We start from the raw sequence: 17,318 nt of genomic DNA, 5'->3' as shown, positions 1-17,318 counted from the left end.
TTCTTTTAATTTAACGTACAATTGGACCGATCCTATAGATCTGTTCGGCTTCATGTCCGGGTTCCGGGAACATATCAACAGAGAAGCACTCCTGAACACAGCAAGAGCAATTTAATTGTTGGGCAAGGCTTTGAAATAAAGACTGTGATGCAAGATTAGATGGGGAAACCGTAGCTTCTAGATAGTGAATATTTTCACATTCATCCCGTTCTAGTAACTCTTGCAGGAGCTTTTTCCCTAAGCCCTTCCCACGCATGGACTCTTGTACAGCCACTTGCCATACAAAGATGACATCTGGTTTATTAGGTGGACGGAAAGCGGACACGAAGCCGACAATTTGTTGATCCTCTTCTGCAATAACGCAAGTATCAGGAAACCATTCGCAAAGCATGAGATAGCAGTAAGCTGAATTTAAATCTAGCACTCTAGTTCCTTTTATTAATTTCCATATCTCTGCTGCATCTTCCTTTCGCGGTTTGCGGAAGTGAAAGAAAGTTGTCGTCAAATGAGAGCTCATTCTTGCCTCCTTTTGCCAATTTGTTTACATGTTCTATCTTAACGCGAATGACAAAAGGGTGTCAAAGAGGGTGACAGAGGATTACTCTAGATGATTGAGGCTCAGCTAGACTAGGCTAAGATCACCTATTATCTTATTCCATAATGCTCCCAAATCCTCCCAATGACTCTCATATACTCAAGATTTGCAAAATTATAAGAAAATTATTGAAATAAATACTAAATATTATTATAATCAATTAAATATAACCACATAGTTTTACTCGGAATAATAAGGTGGAGGGGATTAAGGTGAGTGTAAGAAAGGAACAAGTCTACTTAATTACAGGTGCTGGAACGGGATTAGGCAAGGAACTTGCTCTTCAGTTGGCGCAAGAAGGAGTGAAGCTTGTCGTTTGTGGGAGAAGAAGATCTAAATTAGAGGAACTAGAAAAACAATTAGAAGCTTATCGTAACAATATCTTAGCTATCTCCGCTGATGTATCGGATGAAGAAGAAGTTAAGTCATTGGTTCTTGAGGCAATTGACCGATTTGGAAGAATTGATGTGCTAATTAATAATGCAGCGGTCTTTGCTAATAGCTCAGTAGCAGACAGCAGCTTAGAAGAATGGAAATACCAGATTGAAAACAATGTAACAGGTACTTATCTGATGAGTCGTGAAGTCATTGCTCAGATGAGAAGGCAAAGAGGAGGAAGGATTGTAAATCTAACCTCTGGACTAGCAAAGACAGGGGCTGCCGGATTTGCGGCTTATAGTGCGAGTAAGGCAGCCATAGAAGCCTTGACGTATTCTATCGATGAAGAAGAAAGACGCCATGGCATTCAAGCCTATGTAATTAATCCTGGCAGTATGAAAACAAACTTGCAGTCTTCTGGAAGTGATCCTGCCCTAGTCGCGAAGAAACTCTTGCACTACTTAGAGACTTCCGACCAACCAACAGGAAAGGTGTTACAATTAGAGGATTTAAGACTAGAACTTCATATTTAAGCAAAAGGGGCTGACCGTTAATCGTCAGCCCCTTCTCTTTACTCCTGCACTTCTATAATGATATTCCCAAACATCTGGCCGTTTATATAGGCATCTATCCGCCAAAGCCCTGCAAGGGGGAGGGAAAGAATCGACGAAGTATGGTTATCTGCTCCATGAAGAGGTTTAACCGGTACCATGAACGATCGGTCTATAAGGGTGAGCGTCCTACCTGTTTCCTGATGCACCGCGACAGCGGTTAATTTACCGGCAAGTTCTGCGCTTGATCCCCAGAAATACCAAATGTATTCGTCTCTTTCTTCAGCAAAGAAAGGTTTATCCTCGATGGCCAAATGCTCTGGTACTCCTCTTAAGGATTTGCCATCAGATAGAAAGGTTGGACTTAGGGTCCAGTCCGTTTGAGGTGGTTCTGCACCGCATCCAGTAAGGATGACCAAAATGGTCAACCATTGAAGCCATTTCACAGATGTATTCCTCCTAAAATCAAGCTTTCTCCTTCTTTTCGAGATCAAATGATTCTGCGATCTTTTGGGCGAAGTGTCCCATGGTTCCCATCGTATAAGAACGCAATACCTCAGGAGCAATAGAAGACAGCGCGCGGGCTTCGTATTCCTTAGGGAAGCCTAGACGGCGGACCTCTGTTTCTAATTCTTTTGCTGCTTTAATTGCGTAGTATGTAGCTAGCTTGTTCAGCTTCTCTACAGAAGATTCCTGATCAAAAAGGACTTTGCCAATTTGGTTGAAAAACGAAATGACGGCTTGTTCTTGATCTGTATAGTTATCCTTTGGTTCAGCAATGAATAATCCATCCCCGTGAAGACGAAGATCCTCAGAGTGACCCATAAACTTCACACCCATCCATTGAAGGTGAGGGAATTGTTCTTGAAGTTCCTGTGTTGACATGGCCGTAGCAAGATTAAGAAGAAGGGTATTGCGCAAGGAAATTCCTTCGGACTCTAGTTCGTTGATAAAAGGAGCCATTTGCTGGGCAGGCAATGTGAGAATAAGAAAACCTAGCGAAGATAGTTCCTTTTTATTTATAAAGCTTGTATTCGGAAACTCTTGCTGAAAGTCGTTTGCTTTAGTTTCATTCGGATGATAAAAAAATATCCTATCGTTCGTAGTCCGCAGCTGGTGGACAATGGCCTTTCCTAATTTCCCAATACCAACGATTCCCCAACGGTCATTACTCATAGATCTTGTCCTCCTTCTGATTTATACCTTTCTTTTCATAATAACCAGAAAACTTGGGATACGCCAATCTTTTTTCTTGTAACCAAAATCAGTGAATATGTATAAGTCCCAACATGAACTAACAAAATAAGGAATGCGACGCAAAAATAGGAGGAGCTTATGGTCTTTTATATCTCTGTCATCATTGTAGCATTGTTTGTCCTATGGGGGGCGATTAATCCCGATAACTTGGCGAGTTTTGCCAACGAGGCGCTTGGTTTTACGATTCAAAAGTTCGGATGGCTCTACCTTCTCGCAGCATTTGCTTTTCTTGTATTTTCTCTCTTTCTCGCTTTTAGCAAATACGGACATATTCGACTAGGGTCCGATGATGATGACCCTGAATATTCGAATCGTTCTTGGTTTGCTATGCTTTTCAGTGCAGGAATGGGGATTGGTCTGGTTTTCTGGGGAGTAGCAGAACCCATCTACCATTATATTACACCACCTATGGGCGAAGCTCAGACGGCTGATGCTGCTCGTATGGCTTTGCGCTTCGCCTTTTTCCATTGGGGCCTTCATCCATGGGGAATTTATACGGTGATTGCTTTAGCACTCGCTTATTTTCAATATCGAAAAGGATATAGGGGACTTATTAGCTGGACCTTTTATCCTCTTTTAGGGGAGAGGGTAAAGGGTCCCATTGGTCGAGCCATTGATATCCTGGCGATTATAGCCACGTCATTTGGGGTGGCTACTTCATTAGGCTTGGGAACACTGCAAATCAATGGGGGATTAGGCTATTTATTTGGAATTCCGGCGAATGCCTATGTGCAGGTTACCATTATTGGAGTGGTGACTATTCTTTATATGCTTTCAGCAACAACGGGCCTAGACAAAGGAATTCGAATTCTCAGTAACGCGAATTTGCTTGTTGCCCTAGGTCTTTTACTAACTACTCTTCTTCTTGGACCCACCTTCTTTCTCTTTGATATCTTTACAACCATCCTAGGAAGCTATTTGCAAAATCTCATCCAGATGAGCTTGCGTCTGGCTCCCTTTACGCAAAATCCTTGGGTAGGAGATTGGACTCTCTTTTATTGGGCCTGGTGGATTGCATGGGCTCCGTTTGTAGGGATGTTTATTGCGCGCGTCTCAAGAGGACGAACGATTAAAGAGTTTGTTCTAGGCGTATTGCTTATCCCTAGTTTATTTAGTTTCTTTTGGTTCTCTGTTTTTGGAGGTACCGCTTTACATTTTGAGATCTTTGAAAAGTTGAATATCGCAGAAGCGGTTCAGAACGATGTAACAACAGCTTTATTTACGACTTTAGGACATCTACCTTTCGGGACGTTCTTATCTCTGCTGGCGACTTTATTAATTATTACTTTCTTCATTACCTCAGCTGATTCTGCGACGTTTGTTCTAGGCATGTTATCCTCAGAGGGTCAACTGAATCCGACGAACCGAGTAAAGATTACTTGGGGCTTCCTGCAATCTTCCATAGCCATCGTTTTATTGTTAAGTGGAGGTCTGCAAGCTCTTCAGACGGCATCGATTGTCGCTGCTTTTCCATTTGCTATCATCATGGGACTTATGTGTGTGTCCATCCTAAGGGCATTGGAAGAAGAAGCGAAGGAGGAAAGAAGAAAAGAAAAGAAAAGAAGGAAGAAACTAGACAAATTAATTGAAAATGAGTAGAGGATGGCATAGAGCCATCCTCTTATTCGTTCTAGAAAGGAATCCATTTAAGTTTGCTGGCATGTTCATAACGAGCCTCTACATCATTCCAATTGACGACGTTCCACCAAGCCTGAATATAATCTTTCCGCTTATTCTGGTACTTTAAGTAGTAGGCATGCTCCCAAACGTCAAGGACAAGCAAAGGAATTACGTCTTGCTGGGACAAATTTTGATGTTTTTCAGCTTGGAGGATTTCAAGCCGGTGGGAGCGCGGGGACCACACCAACAAGGCCCAACCCACTCCTTCTACTTTTTCTGCTGCGGCTGAGAAGTGTTGCTGAAAAGCGCGGAAGCTTCCGAAAGATTGCTCAATCTGACGCAATAATTCACCTTTAGGAGAGCCTCCTCCACCTGGTCTCATATTGTTCCAAAATATGGTGTGTAAGTAATGGCCTGCCCCATGAAAAGCAGCTTCCCGCTCCCAGTGCTTAATTAAAGCAAAATCTCCGGCTTTTCTTGCTTTTTGCATTTCCTTCTCTGCTTTATTGAGTCCATCCACATAGCTTTGATGGTGTACATCATGGTGGAGTCTCATTGTTTTTTCATCTATGTGTGGCTCAAGAGCATTATAGGGATAAGGGAGGGGAGGCAATGTATGTCTCCCGATCGGTACCGGGCCGCTAGGTCGTTCCTTTAGGGTTTCCTCCTCGGAACGAGTGCTCACTGTTTGAATCTCATGTATGGCAAACTGCTGATTAGCATATTGCAGAAATTGTTCCCTTAGATAATGAGCATGTTTATACAACTGCTTTAAGGAGAGCTGACTTCGGGCAATCGGTGCCTGTTCAAGCTGTTCGAATTCATAGAGAAGCTGGGAAAAGCGCTTATTCCATTTGTTTAAAGTCGCAGACTGTTCGGGGGTAACATGGTCCCCAGACTGAAGAGTAGCGATAAAATCTTTATGCTCATGAATCCAATGAATCATCTGATCCATCCACTTTTTCCATTCTGGTGAAAGCTCATGTTCACTCAATGAAAATTCCTCCTTGTGCAATCGTTTTGGGCTGTTAGGATACCTTATGTCGAAAGCCCACTTGGAGTACTTCTCTAGGCTAAATTTTATAGTTTGAAATGGTTTGATTTGCATGTTTTGGGACTGATATTGTCCTTATATTGAAATTTTAGTCCCGCTGTCATATAATAAAATTGAAAAATTTTCTCCATCCCCTTTTAACTAGTAGCATCGGAATTTTCTAGGCATGTGGCGTTAGCGTTACATGCCCTCTTTTTTGATTAAAATAGGGAGTGGGGCTGGTTAAGGATGGAAAAGATATAGAGAGTTGCCATATAATGAGTGAGAAGTAAGTCATACTTTTAATTTTCTGTTATGATCATTGAGGTTAGTTCGTGAATGAACTAGGGGAGGAATAAAAGTGAGTATTCGTTTTAACTATAGTAAGGCCTTGCCATTCATGAAAAAAGAAGAAGTAGAGAATCTGTCCAGCCAGGTTCAGCTCGCTCATCAGATGCTCCATGAGAAAACAGGGGCCGGAAGGGAATACACAGGTTGGGTAGAGCTGCCTATAAATTATGATAAAGAGGAATTTACTCGCATCCAAGCTGCAGCAGAGCGTATTCAACGTGACTCACAGGCTCTGGTCGTCATCGGTATCGGTGGATCCTACCTAGGAGCAAGAGCAGCTATCGAGATGCTTACTCATACTTTTTACAATCAGGTAGCAAGTACAACACCACAAATCTACTTCGTGGGACAGAATATCAGTTCCACCTACTTGGCTCATTTGTTTGAAGTTCTTGAAGGAAAGGATATCTCGGTAAACGTTATTTCGAAATCAGGAACGACGACAGAACCAGCTGTTGCTTTCCGTTTTTTCCGAGATTATATGGAGAAGAAGTACGGGAAAGAGGGAGCAAGAAAACGGATTTACGCTACAACCGACAGAGAAAAAGGAGCATTGAAGAAGCTGGCCACTGAGGAGGGATACGAGACCTTCGTTATTCCCGATGATATAGGCGGAAGATATTCGGTGTTAACGGCAGTCGGACTTCTTCCTATTGCGGTAAGCGGAGCTAATATTGAAACCATCATGCAAGGGGCTGCCGATGCCTACCATACATACAATAACCCAGATCTTATGAGCAATGAATGTTACCAGTATGCAGCCGCAAGGAATGTCCTATACCGTAAGGGGAAGACGACAGAGATCCTAGTCAACTACGAGCCATCGCTTCACTTTATTGCAGAATGGTGGAAGCAACTCTTTGGGGAAAGTGAAGGAAAAGATCAGAAGGGTATCTTCCCTGCTTCCCTCGATTTTTCAACCGACCTGCATTCCATGGGGCAATATGTACAGGATGGTCTACGGAATATTTTTGAAACTGTCTTTCACGTTGAGGAGCCCAAGGTCCAGTTAACGATTCAAGAGGATCCGGAGAATGTGGATGGACTGAACTTTCTCTCTGGCAAGACGATGGATGAGGTGAATAAAAAGGCTTTTGAAGGGACCTTACTTGCACATATCGATGGAGGGGTTCCAAACTTCGTCATTTCCTTAGATCGATTGAATGAATACACCTTTGGACAGCTTGTCTACTTCTTTGAGAAGGCGTGTGGAATTAGCGGGTACCTCTTAGGGGTTAACCCATTTGATCAGCCAGGAGTAGAAGCTTATAAGAAGAATATGTTTGCTCTTCTAGGCAAACCAGGCTATGAATTAGAAAAACAACAACTAGAGAGCAGATTATAGACCTCTTTATCATGAAGAACAGCCCCATCCATTTTATGGGTGGGGCTGTTCTTTGTTTCTTCTATTAGGTTAGACAGGAGGGAGCATTCCTAGATAGCAAGAGATTTGTTGAGAGATATTCGGGTAATTGGCGCAAGATCTTCGAGGTTCGGGAGCTGGTGGGTAATATGGAGGATAAGGGGTAGGCGGATAAGGCGATGGAGGATAAGGGGTTGGCGGGTAAGGTGGTGGAGGTGTTGGTTGATAGGGAGGGATTGGGCCTTGATAGGGTCCGATCCCGATGAGATCAGAATAATGGTACTGCATATATTGGGGCTGTGTAGTGCCGGGACGGTAAACCCATAGATCGACCATTCCGGTTCGTCGATTATAATTGCTGACATAGGCTGTAACTTGACCTATGGTGGGGATTGATGTGGTAATCCATTGTCCAATGTAAGGGGTAATAGCACTCGGTGGAACAAACTGTACGGACGCTTGTTGTCTGTTATTCATCATTCACACTCCTTTTATACATAGTCTATCCGCAAATGCCCTAGGTGGATATAGGGCAAACACCTAAATTAAGGTATGGAAAAAGATAAATGAGGGGAAATTCTACATATACCCATACTTGTTGCGAGGAGGACAAAATGAAAGCTGTTACCTATCAAGGGATAAAGGATGTACAAGTGAAAGATGTACCAGATGCAAGGATTGAGAAGGAAGATGATATTCTCGTCCGCGTTACGAGTACAGCCATATGTGGTTCGGATCTTCATTTGGTTCACGGAATGATACAAAATTTGCAGGAGGATTATATCATTGGCCATGAACCGATGGGAATTGTGGAGGAAGTGGGACCAGGGGTTACGAAGGTTAAAAAAGGAGATCGTGTAGTTGTTCCGTTTAATATTTCTTGTGGGCAGTGTTTTTATTGCCAGAATCACTTAGAGAGTCAATGCGATAATTCCAATGAGAATGGGCAGGCTGGCGCGTATTTCGGCTATACGGGAACATTTGGGGGTTACCCTGGTGGACAAGCGGAACTGCTTCGTGTACCGTTTGCCAACTTTACCCCTTTTGTTGTGCCTGAAGACTGTGAGATGGAGGATGATAAACTTCTGTTTCTCTCTGATGTGATCCCGACAGCCTATTGGGGAGTGGATAATGCAGGGGTGAAGCCAGGGGATACGGTCATTGTTCTTGGTTGTGGACCTGTAGGTTTAATGACGCAGAAGTTCGCTTGGATGAAGGGAGCTAAGCGAGTCATTGCGGTGGATTACATCCAGTACCGATTAGAGCATGCGAAGCGGACGAACAACGTTGAAATCTATGATTTCACGAAGGATCATAATGCTGGAAGTGTGTTAAAGGAAATGACGCAGGGGGGAGCAGATGTCGTCATTGACTGTGTAGGCATGGATGGAAAAATGACTGCATTGGAATTGGTAGAGACGGCTTTAAAGCTGCAAGGCGGAGCGATGGGAGCCATCGTTATTGCTAGTCAATGTGTGAGAAAAGGTGGAACGATCCAATTGGTTGGCGTCTATGGTCTGCGTTATAACGCCTTCCCGCTTGGCGATTTATTCGCTCGCAATATTACATTAAAGATGGGACAAGCTCCGGTGATTCATTATCTCCCTGAGCTTTATGAGAAGATTAAAAGGAATGAATTCAATCCGACAGATATCATTACCCATCGTATGCCTTTATCTGAAGCGGAGCATGGGTATGGGATATTCGATCAAAAACTAGATGATTGTATTAAAGTCATTCTAAAACCATAAGTAGTAAAAATAAAAGCCTCTTCTTTTCATATTCCAAGGAACATAAAGATAAATAGTGAGGAATAACATGGAGGAGGTCTCATGAGTCTTATTAACCGGAGTAAGCAGGTTATATTGGAGCATCAGCATACTAGCGGAGCTTTTGTAGCTTCCCCGGCCTTCGACCATTATCGTTATAGTTGGTTGAGAGATGGAACGTTTATCGCTTATAGTCTGGATTGTGTAGGTGAAACGGAAGCGGCTGAACGTTTTTTCAGTTGGGCGGCTGGAACAATCGAAGCACACCGCCACAAGGCTTCGGACATTATCGAGCGAACTCGTCGAGGAGAAGAAATTCCTCAACATCTGCTTCTACATACGCGTTATACCGTGGATGGTCAAGAAGTTCAAGGGGAATGGGGAACGTATCAATTGGATGGGTATGGAACCTGGCTCTGGGGAATGAGTGAGCACTTAAAGAACAGCGGGAATGAAGATTTTGCTCGGAAGGTAAAACCAACATTGACTCTCATTGCAGAGTACCTGCTTCCCTTATGGAGAATGCCAAACTTTGATTGTTGGGAGGAATATGGTGACCTTGTTCATCCCTCTACGGTAGCGGCTATTTATGGAGGTCTAAAGAGCATAAGGCCCTGGGTAGACGAACCCTTAAGACAATCTATAGAAAGCGAATTATCCGTGATCAAGCATTATCTTCTGAGCATGGGAACCCAGGATGGACGATTTATAAAAAGCATAGGAAGCCAAGACGTGGATGCTAGTTTATTATGGCTTCATGTACCATTCTCCGTCGTGGAAGGAGGACATCCTGTCATGGTAGCTACGGTGAAAGAGATCGAAGAAACGCTTCTTCATCAGAACGGGGTACATCGATATGCGCATGACGTGTATTATGGCGGGGGGCAATGGGTTTTCTTGTCAGCCTGGCTAGGATGGCACTATGCAGAAACTGGGAACTTGAACCGATCGGTGGAATTATTAAAATGGGTGGAAGGGCAGTTTAATAATGAAGGTCATCTACCCGAACAAGTTCATCACCATATGCTTGCCCCTGAACATTTTTCCAGGTGGGTCGAACAATGGGGGGCACCTGCTTGTCCTTTGCTCTGGTCCCATGCGCTTCATTTAATTCTTGCAAGTAAAGTTGAATTTCCACAGAAAAAAGATTAGTGTATGAATAGGTAGGAAATACCTCCATAATGATAATGGAGGTATTTTTCTTTCCTTTTGTTCTTAAGGCAGGGGAGGCAGCGATATGTTTGATCCAACCATTTATGAAAATTTGAAGGTTGTGGTGGAAGGTGCTGTATACGATTTAGACGAAGTAGGGGTAATCCTGGTCACGGATCGAATCGATCGAATCGATCTATCTACCATGTCGAGATATTATGCCATTCAATTTCGCGAGAAGGATGAAGCAGCCGGTGATACGGTTGCTGAGATTCGGCTCTACGCGGGAATGGAAGATTTAGCAGCCGAGATATTAGAACGAGAGGAACGGTTTGCCGGGTGTCGCGTAGAAGTCTCTTTCAAGAAAAGGGTGGTAGATCTAGAGAGGGAATGTGCTCACATCGAGAAGCTGCTTCAAGAGGTCTGGCAGAATCGTCCTATGATAAAGCAGGTGATCTCGTTTGCCTATGGACAAGCTGGCCGAAGTTATGAGAATCAGATCACTGTTGCATTCGGCCGGAAAATTAATGAAGAACAAATTGAAGATATGACGATGCTGATTGATCATGTCTTACATTCTGTACAGCAACTGAACCAAGTTCATATCCAATAAGGAGCAAATAGATGAATGGAATAGCAGAATTAAAACCATTTTTACAAGATGCATGGAAGAAAGCAGGATTCAGTGACCTTACGGCCATCCAAGAACGGACGATTCCTCTCATTCGGGAGGGAAAGGATATCATTGCTGAGTCTCCTACAGGAACAGGTAAGACGCTTGCCTACTTGCTGCCTATTCTAGAGAAGATCAACCCGGATCTAAAAAACCTTCAAGCTGTGGTGCTAGCTCCATCCAGAGAGCTGGTTATGCAAATCCATGAAGTAATTCAGAAATTTACACAGACTGTAGATATCAGCAGTATCTCTCTTATCGGTGGAGCGGATATGAAGAGGCAGATTGAGAAGTTGAAGAAACATCCTCAGATCGCCGTAGGAACACCCGGGAGGATTAAAGAACTGATCCAAGCGAAAAAGCTGAAAATGCACGAAGTGAAGACGATTGTGGTCGATGAAGTAGACCAAATGTTTCAATCCAACCAGATGGACCCTGTTCAAGATGTCGTGAAAACTACCTTAAGAGATCGACAATTGTTATTCTTCTCCGCTACGGTGTCCGAGAAGGCGGAAAAAACGGCTTTAACCATGATGAGGGAACCTGAAGTCATTCGAGTGAATCGAAGCGAGCTGCCGGCTTCCGCTGTCGAGCATATTTATTTTGTTTGCGAACGTCGAGATAAGGTTGACGTCCTGCGTCGAATATTAAAAATGGGGGAAGTAAAAGCGATTGCCTTTGTTAAGGATGCAGCGCAATTAGAGGAATTAGCATCCAAGCTAAACCATAAAGGAGTCTCTGTAGGTGTCCTTCAAGGAGAAGCCTACAAGACGGAGCGCGAGACGGTGATGAAAAACTTTAGGGCAGGGAAATTTTCTTTGCTTCTTACGACCGATCTTGCAGCAAGAGGATTAGACATACAGGCCGTCACCCATGTGATCCATATGGACCTTCCTGAGGATGTTCAACAATACATTCATCGGTCTGGTCGAACGGGAAGGATGGGGGCAGCAGGAACCGTCATCTCCATCATTACGGTGAATCAAGAAGGAGCTCTTAAGAAGTTTAGCCAGGAGCTCGGTCAATCCATTGAGAAGAAGGAACTGTTTATGGGAGAGATTGTAGAGAAGAGGCCGAAGTTGGACAAGCCTCGCCCGCGCACTCAAGGAGGAAAAACAGCTCGCCCAAGCAGAAAATAAGAAAGAAAGAAAAGATAAAGAACCCATGCAGGCCGTAAAAGGGATGTGCTGGGTTCTTTTTGGGTACACGCAATTAACTATGTAGGATATGCTCTATCTGTTTAATACGCACCCGTACGAGCATTTCTCTCAGGAATAAGGTGATTAGTTCATCATCCTCGACCGTTTTGAATTGATTCTCATGAATGTTCTTCAATTCGGATTCCAAAGCAGGAATGCTGTTGACGTGCAGGATTTCCTCCATTGTCATTGAATAACGATCCCCTTCTTCTTTTTAATGAATATGAGTCCTTAAAGGATTAATTCTTCGCAGAAGGGGATTATCCTTTTGGTAAATAATTGCGGCGGCTGTGAGGAGCATATTAGATAGTCATAAAACGTCAAGTTGGACATACCTTAATAGAAAAGGGGGGGATGTCCAATGAAGCATGTGTTCATTATTAAGCGATCCAAAATTATATTTGCGCTTGTCATTCTTTGCGGACTCATTGGCGGCTATTATTTGTTTGGGAATTATGGAAACATAATGGAGACAGCAGGTTCTGCGGGCTCTAAAAAAGAGTTTACAATTATTACGACAGAATACAAGGCGAAAATGGAAGATGGAAAAATTATTGAGGTTTATCGGTGGGACCCAGGAATTCTTTTCGTGGAGAAGGGCGACCAAGTGACGCTTAAGTTCTATGGAGTGCAAGGAGCCTTCCATCCTTTTGAAATAAAAGGCTTAGGAATAAAAGGTGAAGTGAAAAAAGGCCGAGAGACAGAGGTTTCCTTCGTAGCAGATAAGGAGGGGACGTTCGAAATTATTTGTCATACGCACTCCAATCATACTCAGAATGGACCGATGGTAGGATATTTAATTGTTGATTAAAAAAGAACGAACCTAAGCTTTCATACAAGAAGGCAAAAGGTTCGTTTTTGCTTTATAGAGTGACCTCTTCTGTTGCTGAAGAATTTTTTAGTTGAGCCTCGCTGTCACTTTGTTCTAGTCGGGGTAAAACGAGATATTGGAAATAGAAATACCCTAGAGCTAGAATCGCTCCCGACAAGACAAAGGGAAGATAGTAATTCTTGACAAGCAAGATGTACCCTGTAATGAGGGACATGACGGATGAAGCCATACTTCGACCCAGAGATCTCATTCCAGCATAGATACTACGGTCTTCGTCCGGAGTAGCTTGCATCATCTGACCTTCAAGGACATTCTGAAGGGCGGTAAACACTCCACTGCGAAACAGAAAAACCATCACAAATAACGAAAGAGGAAGGGCCAATCCTAAGATAAAGGAAGGGACTACTGTTGTCAGGAAGATGATCATGGTGGTCTTACGTAAGCCCCACTTCTCTAAGAAGAAAGGAGAAAATAGAGAGCTGAAGAATAATACCAAACCATTGAGTGTTAGGAGCAGGGCCACTTGGTCATCTTGTAAGGTAAGACGATATTTTAAAATAATGTTAAAAAAAGGGACGAGCAAGGCGAAAGAAGCCCCTAGAAAAATTGAAAAACCAGTAAAAATGAAAACATTTGTACTAGGAACCCACTTCGTCTTTTTTCGTTCTCCTGGTGCCGGAGTCTTGCGTATCTCTTTAGGCAGGAAAAGGCGAGTAGCAAATACGAGAAAGATAATGCCACCTGTAAGGAGGATCGGAACTTGATACGTCGTAACGCCTGTTCCTAGATACTTTGGCAGGATTCCCCCTATATAAGTCCCAAGGCCCACAAAAAGGGTAAATACAGCAAAAACCATACTATAGGAAAGGGTCTCTTGTTGTTTCGTTTCACAATACATGAATAATAACGAAAATTCGGATGCTACAAGCATCGCTAAGCCAAAGGAGTACACTCCATATGCCATGTAGAAATGAAGGAGTTCAGATCCCAGGGCAACTCCGGAGCTTCCCGCACCAATGAGTAGAACTCCTGTAAGCAAAGTACGTTTTCTTCCCCATTGATCTATGAAGTAACTAATGGATATAGATCCTATCCCCATGACCACGGTTCCAACGGCTGTAATCTTACCAATTTGGCTCTCATCCACATGAAGAGCTAGCAAATGTAAATTAAAAAGCAAACTAAAAATACCTTGCCCAATTCCTAGAAAGGATTCGCTGATGAGAAACAAGCGAACAGCGTAGGGCAAGGTCCAGATCTGCTTAAAGTACTGAATCAAGGGGGACAACCTCCGTTATCATCGGTTATTCAATTTTTGTTATATCTTTTCTTGAGCATAAAACCAATGCCAGGTGTCATGATTGCCCCAAATAAACAAAGCAAGATTCCAAGCAAACTAGCTTCAGCAATAAAAATTCCGATTCCTGAAAGAAAGGCAGCGGATATAAATGCTAATAATAGAGAAATCTTTTGCCAACTTGTCACGTTTTTTCACCTCAATTCGCATTATATCACAAACTATGGAGAATAAAATCACCAGTAACCTGATGGGTTACTGGTGATTTTTTAAACTTTGCTCTACCTTCTTGCCAATTTCATAAGCGAGAGCCTCAAGTGAGGTGTAATCAGATTCGTCGAAAGCAATGGCTGTTTTGCTTGTTACGGTAATCCTTCCTAGAACCTCTTCACATGAGCTTGTAATAGGGACCTGTAAGATGGCTTTACGAGCGATGGATTCAGGCATTTGATCACCAGAGGAAGCTTTAAGATCATATTCATTCAAGCTATCTAGTAGGTATATGCCGACCCAATCGAAGTGAGCCACTTGGTTTTGTAATCTATGTACAAGGTGATCATATGTGGTCTGGTCCACTTCCGTAACCTGATGGACAGCCGCTATTAACTCTAGCGTAACGATATCCGCGGCCATGGACATGGGTTAATTCCTCCATTCCGTACATTTTACTAGTTATGATTTTATCAGAAAAAAGCTGAAAATGATCGTAGTAAGTTAAGGAAACAACACCAATTCACAGGTTTTCTCGTACAATAAAATAAGTTTGCACTAGGAATAATAGGATATAGTGGAATAATGCAGTCTAGGAGGAATCCAAAGTGGAAACGGTGTTAAAGAATTTTTTTCTGGCTTTATCTAAGAATCAAATGCTCAATCAGATGGCGAAAAAGTGGGGACTTAGGTTTGGCGCGCATCGGGTTGTTGCCGGTGAGACCATCGATGAGGCCATTGTGAAAGTTCGTGAATTAAATGAAAAAGGTCTAACCTGTACCTTGGACCACTTAGGAGAGTTTGTCTTCCATGAGCAGGAAGCTAACGAGGCTGCCGATTATTGTATTAAAACGCTGGAGGCCATTGCAGCGGCTGGTGTAGATTGTAATTTATCCTTAAAAATGACCCAGCTCGGACTTGATATTAGCCGTGACTTATGTGTTTCCCATATGCGAAGGATCTTGGATACCGCCTCGAAGTATGGTAACTTTGTTAGGATAGATATGGAAGATTATGCCCATAACGAAATCACCTTAGAAATTCTTCGTGAGCTGAGAAAAGAATACGATAATGTTGGAACGGTAATCCAAGCTTATCTTTATAAGAGTGAAGAAGATGTAAGACGTCTTGGAGTAGAGCGTATTAATCTTCGTTTAGTTAAAGGGGCGTACAAGGAGCCTGAAGATGTTGCTTTTCCATTGAAGAAGGATGTAGATGATAACTTCAAGAAACTTATTTCGTTACACTTAGAGAGCGGATCTTATACTGCTGTTGCTACACATGATGACGCCATCATTGAGCATACAAAAGAATTAGAGAAGAAACTAAGTCTCTCCCGTGATCAATTTGAATTCCAGATGTTATACGGTATAAGGACGGCTACCCAGTTAGAACTCAGCAGGCAAGGTTATAGAATGAGAGTCTATGTACCTTACGGGAATGATTGGTATGGCTACTTTATGAGGCGTCTAGCGGAACGACCTGCTAATGTCGCTTTTGTATTAAAAGGGTTGCTCAGAAAATAAACGGATGATTCCAACGGTGATGCTGTTGGATTTTTTTTGGCAGGCGGCTTGCGGCCAACGAGGTTTTTCTAGGAAGGGAATGAGTGAAATGAAAACGAAGCCGTTGAATCAAAAGGACGTAATGCAAGTAGGACAGGTGATTATGGTAACCATTAAGCGGTTGGGCATTAATGGAGAAGGGGTTGGCTATTACAAGAAAAAGATTGTATTCATTGATGGTGCCCTGCCGGGTGAAGTCGCTGTAGCTGAAGTGAAAAAGGTGGAAAAGAACTTAGCTTATGCAGAGTTAGTCAGAGTAAAAGAGAAATCACCGCATCGTATTAAACCAATGTGTCCCGTCTATCACGAATGCGGTGGTTGTCAGCTTCAGCATATGAACTATGAAGGCCAGCTTCAATCGAAAAAAGAACTTGTAGTCGAGGCTTTTAGCCGCTATATGAAAACAGACAAGCCACTTGTCATTCACGAAACTTTAGGAATGGATCACCCTTGGAGTTACCGAAATAAAGCACAGCTGCAAGTGGGTCTTGCCAATGGGAAAGTGATTACGGGTTTATTCGCGGCGGGGACTCACCAGTTAATTGACATATCGGATTGCCCTATTCAGCATCCTATCACGAATCAAATCGTTCAAACTACCCGTGACGTTCTTGAACAACTAGGGATTCCTATTTATAACGAGCGAAAGAGAACCGGAGTGATTCGTACTGTCGTCGCTAGAGTCGGTTTTCAAACAGAGAATGCTCAACTCACCCTCGTGACCGTAAGCGATGAGATCCCAAAGGTAAAGGAATTAATTCTGGAGCTTCGCCATCGTATGCCGTTTGTCCAGAGTATCATGCAAAACATTAATGACAAGAAAACTTCTCTCATCTTTGGAGATAGGACGAAAGTGCTCTGGGGAGAAGCAACGATTGATGAGAAGTTAGGAGAAGTGCAATTTTCTCTTTCTCCTCGTGCTTTCTTTCAGCTTAATCCTGAACAAACGATAAAATTGTATAGCTCCGTCAGAAAAGCCGCAGGACTGACAGGGAAGGAATTAGTCGTAGATGCTTATTGTGGAGTAGGGACGATCGGGCTCTGGCTTGCTCCTGACGCTGGTGAGGTGCGAGGGATTGAGGTCATTCAAGAGGCTGTAGAAGATGCCCGCCATAATGCGAAGCAAAGTGGAATTTCGAACGCTAGCTTCTATGTAGGAAAAGCGGAACAGCTCTTACCACAATGGGTTAAGCAAGGGTTGAAACCGAATGTTGTGGTTGTCGATCCCCCTCGTACAGGCTGTGATGAACAGCTTCTTAGAGCTCTATTAAGTGTTAAGCCCAAAAGAATCGTCTATGTATCCTGTAATCCTTCGACCCTTGCGAAAGATTGCAGCCTCTTGGCCCAAGGTTATGATATCAAGTGGGTTCAACCCGTCGATATGTTCCCACAGACAGCGCATGTGGAGAGTGTAACGTTGTTAGAGAAGAGGTAATGGTAAATACTATTACATAAGGAGGAGATCCGCTTGAC

At 43.1% G+C, this 17,318-nt stretch carries 19 protein-coding genes; 10 read left to right on the top strand and 9 right to left on the bottom strand.

The window, feature by feature from the left end; translation table 11 throughout:
• Positions 1 to 10: 10 nt before the first annotated feature.
• Positions 11 to 517 carry a diaminobutyrate acetyltransferase gene (ectA, locus tag EIZ39_RS19570; RefSeq protein WP_129201946.1) on the bottom strand — a complete coding sequence of 169 codons (507 nt, stop codon included), beginning with the start codon at positions 515 to 517 and terminating at the stop codon, positions 11 to 13.
• Between the two features lie 290 nt (positions 518 to 807).
• Here ectA and EIZ39_RS19565 point away from each other — a divergent pair, with 290 nt between their 5' ends.
• Complete coding sequence (locus tag EIZ39_RS19565; protein WP_129201944.1) at positions 808 to 1,506, top strand: SDR family NAD(P)-dependent oxidoreductase; 699 nt, start codon at positions 808 to 810, stop codon at positions 1,504 to 1,506.
• Between the two features lie 38 nt (positions 1,507 to 1,544).
• Here EIZ39_RS19565 and EIZ39_RS26765 read toward each other — a convergent pair whose 3' ends face one another.
• A complete protein-coding gene (locus EIZ39_RS26765; protein WP_164985182.1) occupies positions 1,545 to 1,970 on the bottom strand; it encodes a DUF4871 domain-containing protein in 426 nt (141 codons plus the stop codon).
• Between the two features lie 19 nt (positions 1,971 to 1,989).
• Positions 1,990 to 2,700: an NAD(P)-binding domain-containing protein gene (locus EIZ39_RS19555; protein ID WP_129201940.1), complete on the bottom strand. Its 711-nt coding sequence runs from the start codon at positions 2,698 to 2,700 to the stop codon at positions 1,990 to 1,992.
• A 159-nt stretch (positions 2,701 to 2,859) separates the two neighbouring features.
• Here EIZ39_RS19555 and EIZ39_RS19550 point away from each other — a divergent pair, with 159 nt between their 5' ends.
• On the top strand, positions 2,860 to 4,380 hold the full coding sequence (locus EIZ39_RS19550; protein ID WP_129201938.1) for a glycine betaine uptake BCCT transporter: 1,521 nt from the start codon (positions 2,860 to 2,862) through the stop codon (positions 4,378 to 4,380).
• A 31-nt stretch (positions 4,381 to 4,411) separates the two neighbouring features.
• On the opposite strand, the gene EIZ39_RS19545 is transcribed toward EIZ39_RS19550, so the two are convergent.
• On the bottom strand, positions 4,412 to 5,395 hold the full coding sequence (locus EIZ39_RS19545; protein WP_240675878.1) for a superoxide dismutase: 984 nt from the start codon (positions 5,393 to 5,395) through the stop codon (positions 4,412 to 4,414).
• A 400-nt stretch (positions 5,396 to 5,795) separates the two neighbouring features.
• Between EIZ39_RS19545 and EIZ39_RS19540 the strand changes: the two genes are divergently transcribed.
• Complete coding sequence (locus EIZ39_RS19540; protein WP_205668592.1) at positions 5,796 to 7,130, top strand: glucose-6-phosphate isomerase; 1,335 nt, start codon at positions 5,796 to 5,798, stop codon at positions 7,128 to 7,130.
• Positions 7,131 to 7,199: 69 nt separating this feature from the next.
• On the opposite strand, the gene EIZ39_RS19535 is transcribed toward EIZ39_RS19540, so the two are convergent.
• Complete coding sequence (locus tag EIZ39_RS19535) at positions 7,200 to 7,628, bottom strand: hypothetical protein (protein WP_129201932.1); 429 nt, start codon at positions 7,626 to 7,628, stop codon at positions 7,200 to 7,202.
• Between the two features lie 134 nt (positions 7,629 to 7,762).
• Here EIZ39_RS19535 and EIZ39_RS19530 point away from each other — a divergent pair, with 134 nt between their 5' ends.
• From EIZ39_RS19530 to EIZ39_RS19515, 4 genes are all read left to right on the top strand, one after another.
• Positions 7,763 to 8,899 carry a zinc-dependent alcohol dehydrogenase gene (locus EIZ39_RS19530; protein WP_129201930.1) on the top strand — a complete coding sequence of 379 codons (1,137 nt, stop codon included), beginning with the start codon at positions 7,763 to 7,765 and terminating at the stop codon, positions 8,897 to 8,899.
• 81 nt (positions 8,900 to 8,980) lie between these two features.
• Positions 8,981 to 10,069 carry a glycoside hydrolase family 15 protein gene (locus EIZ39_RS19525; protein ID WP_129201928.1) on the top strand — a complete coding sequence of 363 codons (1,089 nt, stop codon included), beginning with the start codon at positions 8,981 to 8,983 and terminating at the stop codon, positions 10,067 to 10,069.
• 85 nt (positions 10,070 to 10,154) lie between these two features.
• The gene (locus EIZ39_RS19520) at positions 10,155 to 10,682 is read left to right on the top strand and encodes a hypothetical protein (RefSeq protein WP_129201927.1); all 528 of its coding nucleotides are present in this window, start codon (positions 10,155 to 10,157) and stop codon (positions 10,680 to 10,682) included.
• Positions 10,683 to 10,693: 11 nt separating this feature from the next.
• Positions 10,694 to 11,881: a DEAD/DEAH box helicase gene (locus EIZ39_RS19515; protein ID WP_129201926.1), complete on the top strand. Its 1,188-nt coding sequence runs from the start codon at positions 10,694 to 10,696 to the stop codon at positions 11,879 to 11,881.
• A gap of 73 nt (positions 11,882 to 11,954) precedes the next feature.
• On the opposite strand, the gene EIZ39_RS26760 is transcribed toward EIZ39_RS19515, so the two are convergent.
• Positions 11,955 to 12,131: a hypothetical protein gene (locus tag EIZ39_RS26760; protein ID WP_164985181.1), complete on the bottom strand. Its 177-nt coding sequence runs from the start codon at positions 12,129 to 12,131 to the stop codon at positions 11,955 to 11,957.
• A gap of 171 nt (positions 12,132 to 12,302) precedes the next feature.
• On the opposite strand from EIZ39_RS26760, the gene EIZ39_RS19510 reads away from it, so the two are divergent.
• Complete coding sequence (locus tag EIZ39_RS19510) at positions 12,303 to 12,752, top strand: cupredoxin domain-containing protein (protein ID WP_129201925.1); 450 nt, start codon at positions 12,303 to 12,305, stop codon at positions 12,750 to 12,752.
• A 52-nt stretch (positions 12,753 to 12,804) separates the two neighbouring features.
• On the opposite strand, the gene EIZ39_RS19505 is transcribed toward EIZ39_RS19510, so the two are convergent.
• The 3 genes from EIZ39_RS19505 to EIZ39_RS19500 all read right to left on the bottom strand — a co-directional run bounded on the left by EIZ39_RS19505 (position 12,805) and on the right by EIZ39_RS19500 (position 14,709).
• Positions 12,805 to 14,052 carry an MFS transporter gene (locus tag EIZ39_RS19505; protein ID WP_164985180.1) on the bottom strand — a complete coding sequence of 416 codons (1,248 nt, stop codon included), beginning with the start codon at positions 14,050 to 14,052 and terminating at the stop codon, positions 12,805 to 12,807.
• A gap of 29 nt (positions 14,053 to 14,081) precedes the next feature.
• Positions 14,082 to 14,258 (bottom strand): DUF5325 family protein, encoded by a 177-nt coding sequence (locus EIZ39_RS26755; RefSeq protein WP_164985179.1) that lies wholly within the window; start codon positions 14,256 to 14,258, stop codon positions 14,082 to 14,084.
• A gap of 67 nt (positions 14,259 to 14,325) precedes the next feature.
• Positions 14,326 to 14,709: a hypothetical protein gene (locus EIZ39_RS19500; protein WP_129201921.1), complete on the bottom strand. Its 384-nt coding sequence runs from the start codon at positions 14,707 to 14,709 to the stop codon at positions 14,326 to 14,328.
• Between the two features lie 179 nt (positions 14,710 to 14,888).
• Between EIZ39_RS19500 and EIZ39_RS19495 the strand changes: the two genes are divergently transcribed.
• Positions 14,889 to 15,806 (top strand): proline dehydrogenase family protein, encoded by a 918-nt coding sequence (locus EIZ39_RS19495; RefSeq protein WP_129201919.1) that lies wholly within the window; start codon positions 14,889 to 14,891, stop codon positions 15,804 to 15,806.
• 88 nt (positions 15,807 to 15,894) lie between these two features.
• Positions 15,895 to 17,280, top strand: a complete 1,386-nt coding sequence (gene rlmD, locus EIZ39_RS19490; RefSeq protein WP_483296061.1) for a 23S rRNA (uracil(1939)-C(5))-methyltransferase RlmD — start codon at positions 15,895 to 15,897, stop codon at positions 17,278 to 17,280.
• Positions 17,281 to 17,318: the final 38 nt, after the last annotated feature.

Origin of the sequence: Ammoniphilus sp. CFH 90114, assembly GCF_004123195.1 — a bacterium.
Taxonomy (GTDB): domain Bacteria; phylum Bacillota; class Bacilli; order Aneurinibacillales; family RAOX-1; genus YIM-78166.
The sequence above is the reverse complement of the archived record's forward strand: the minus strand, read 5'-3'. Positions and strand labels throughout refer to the sequence as shown.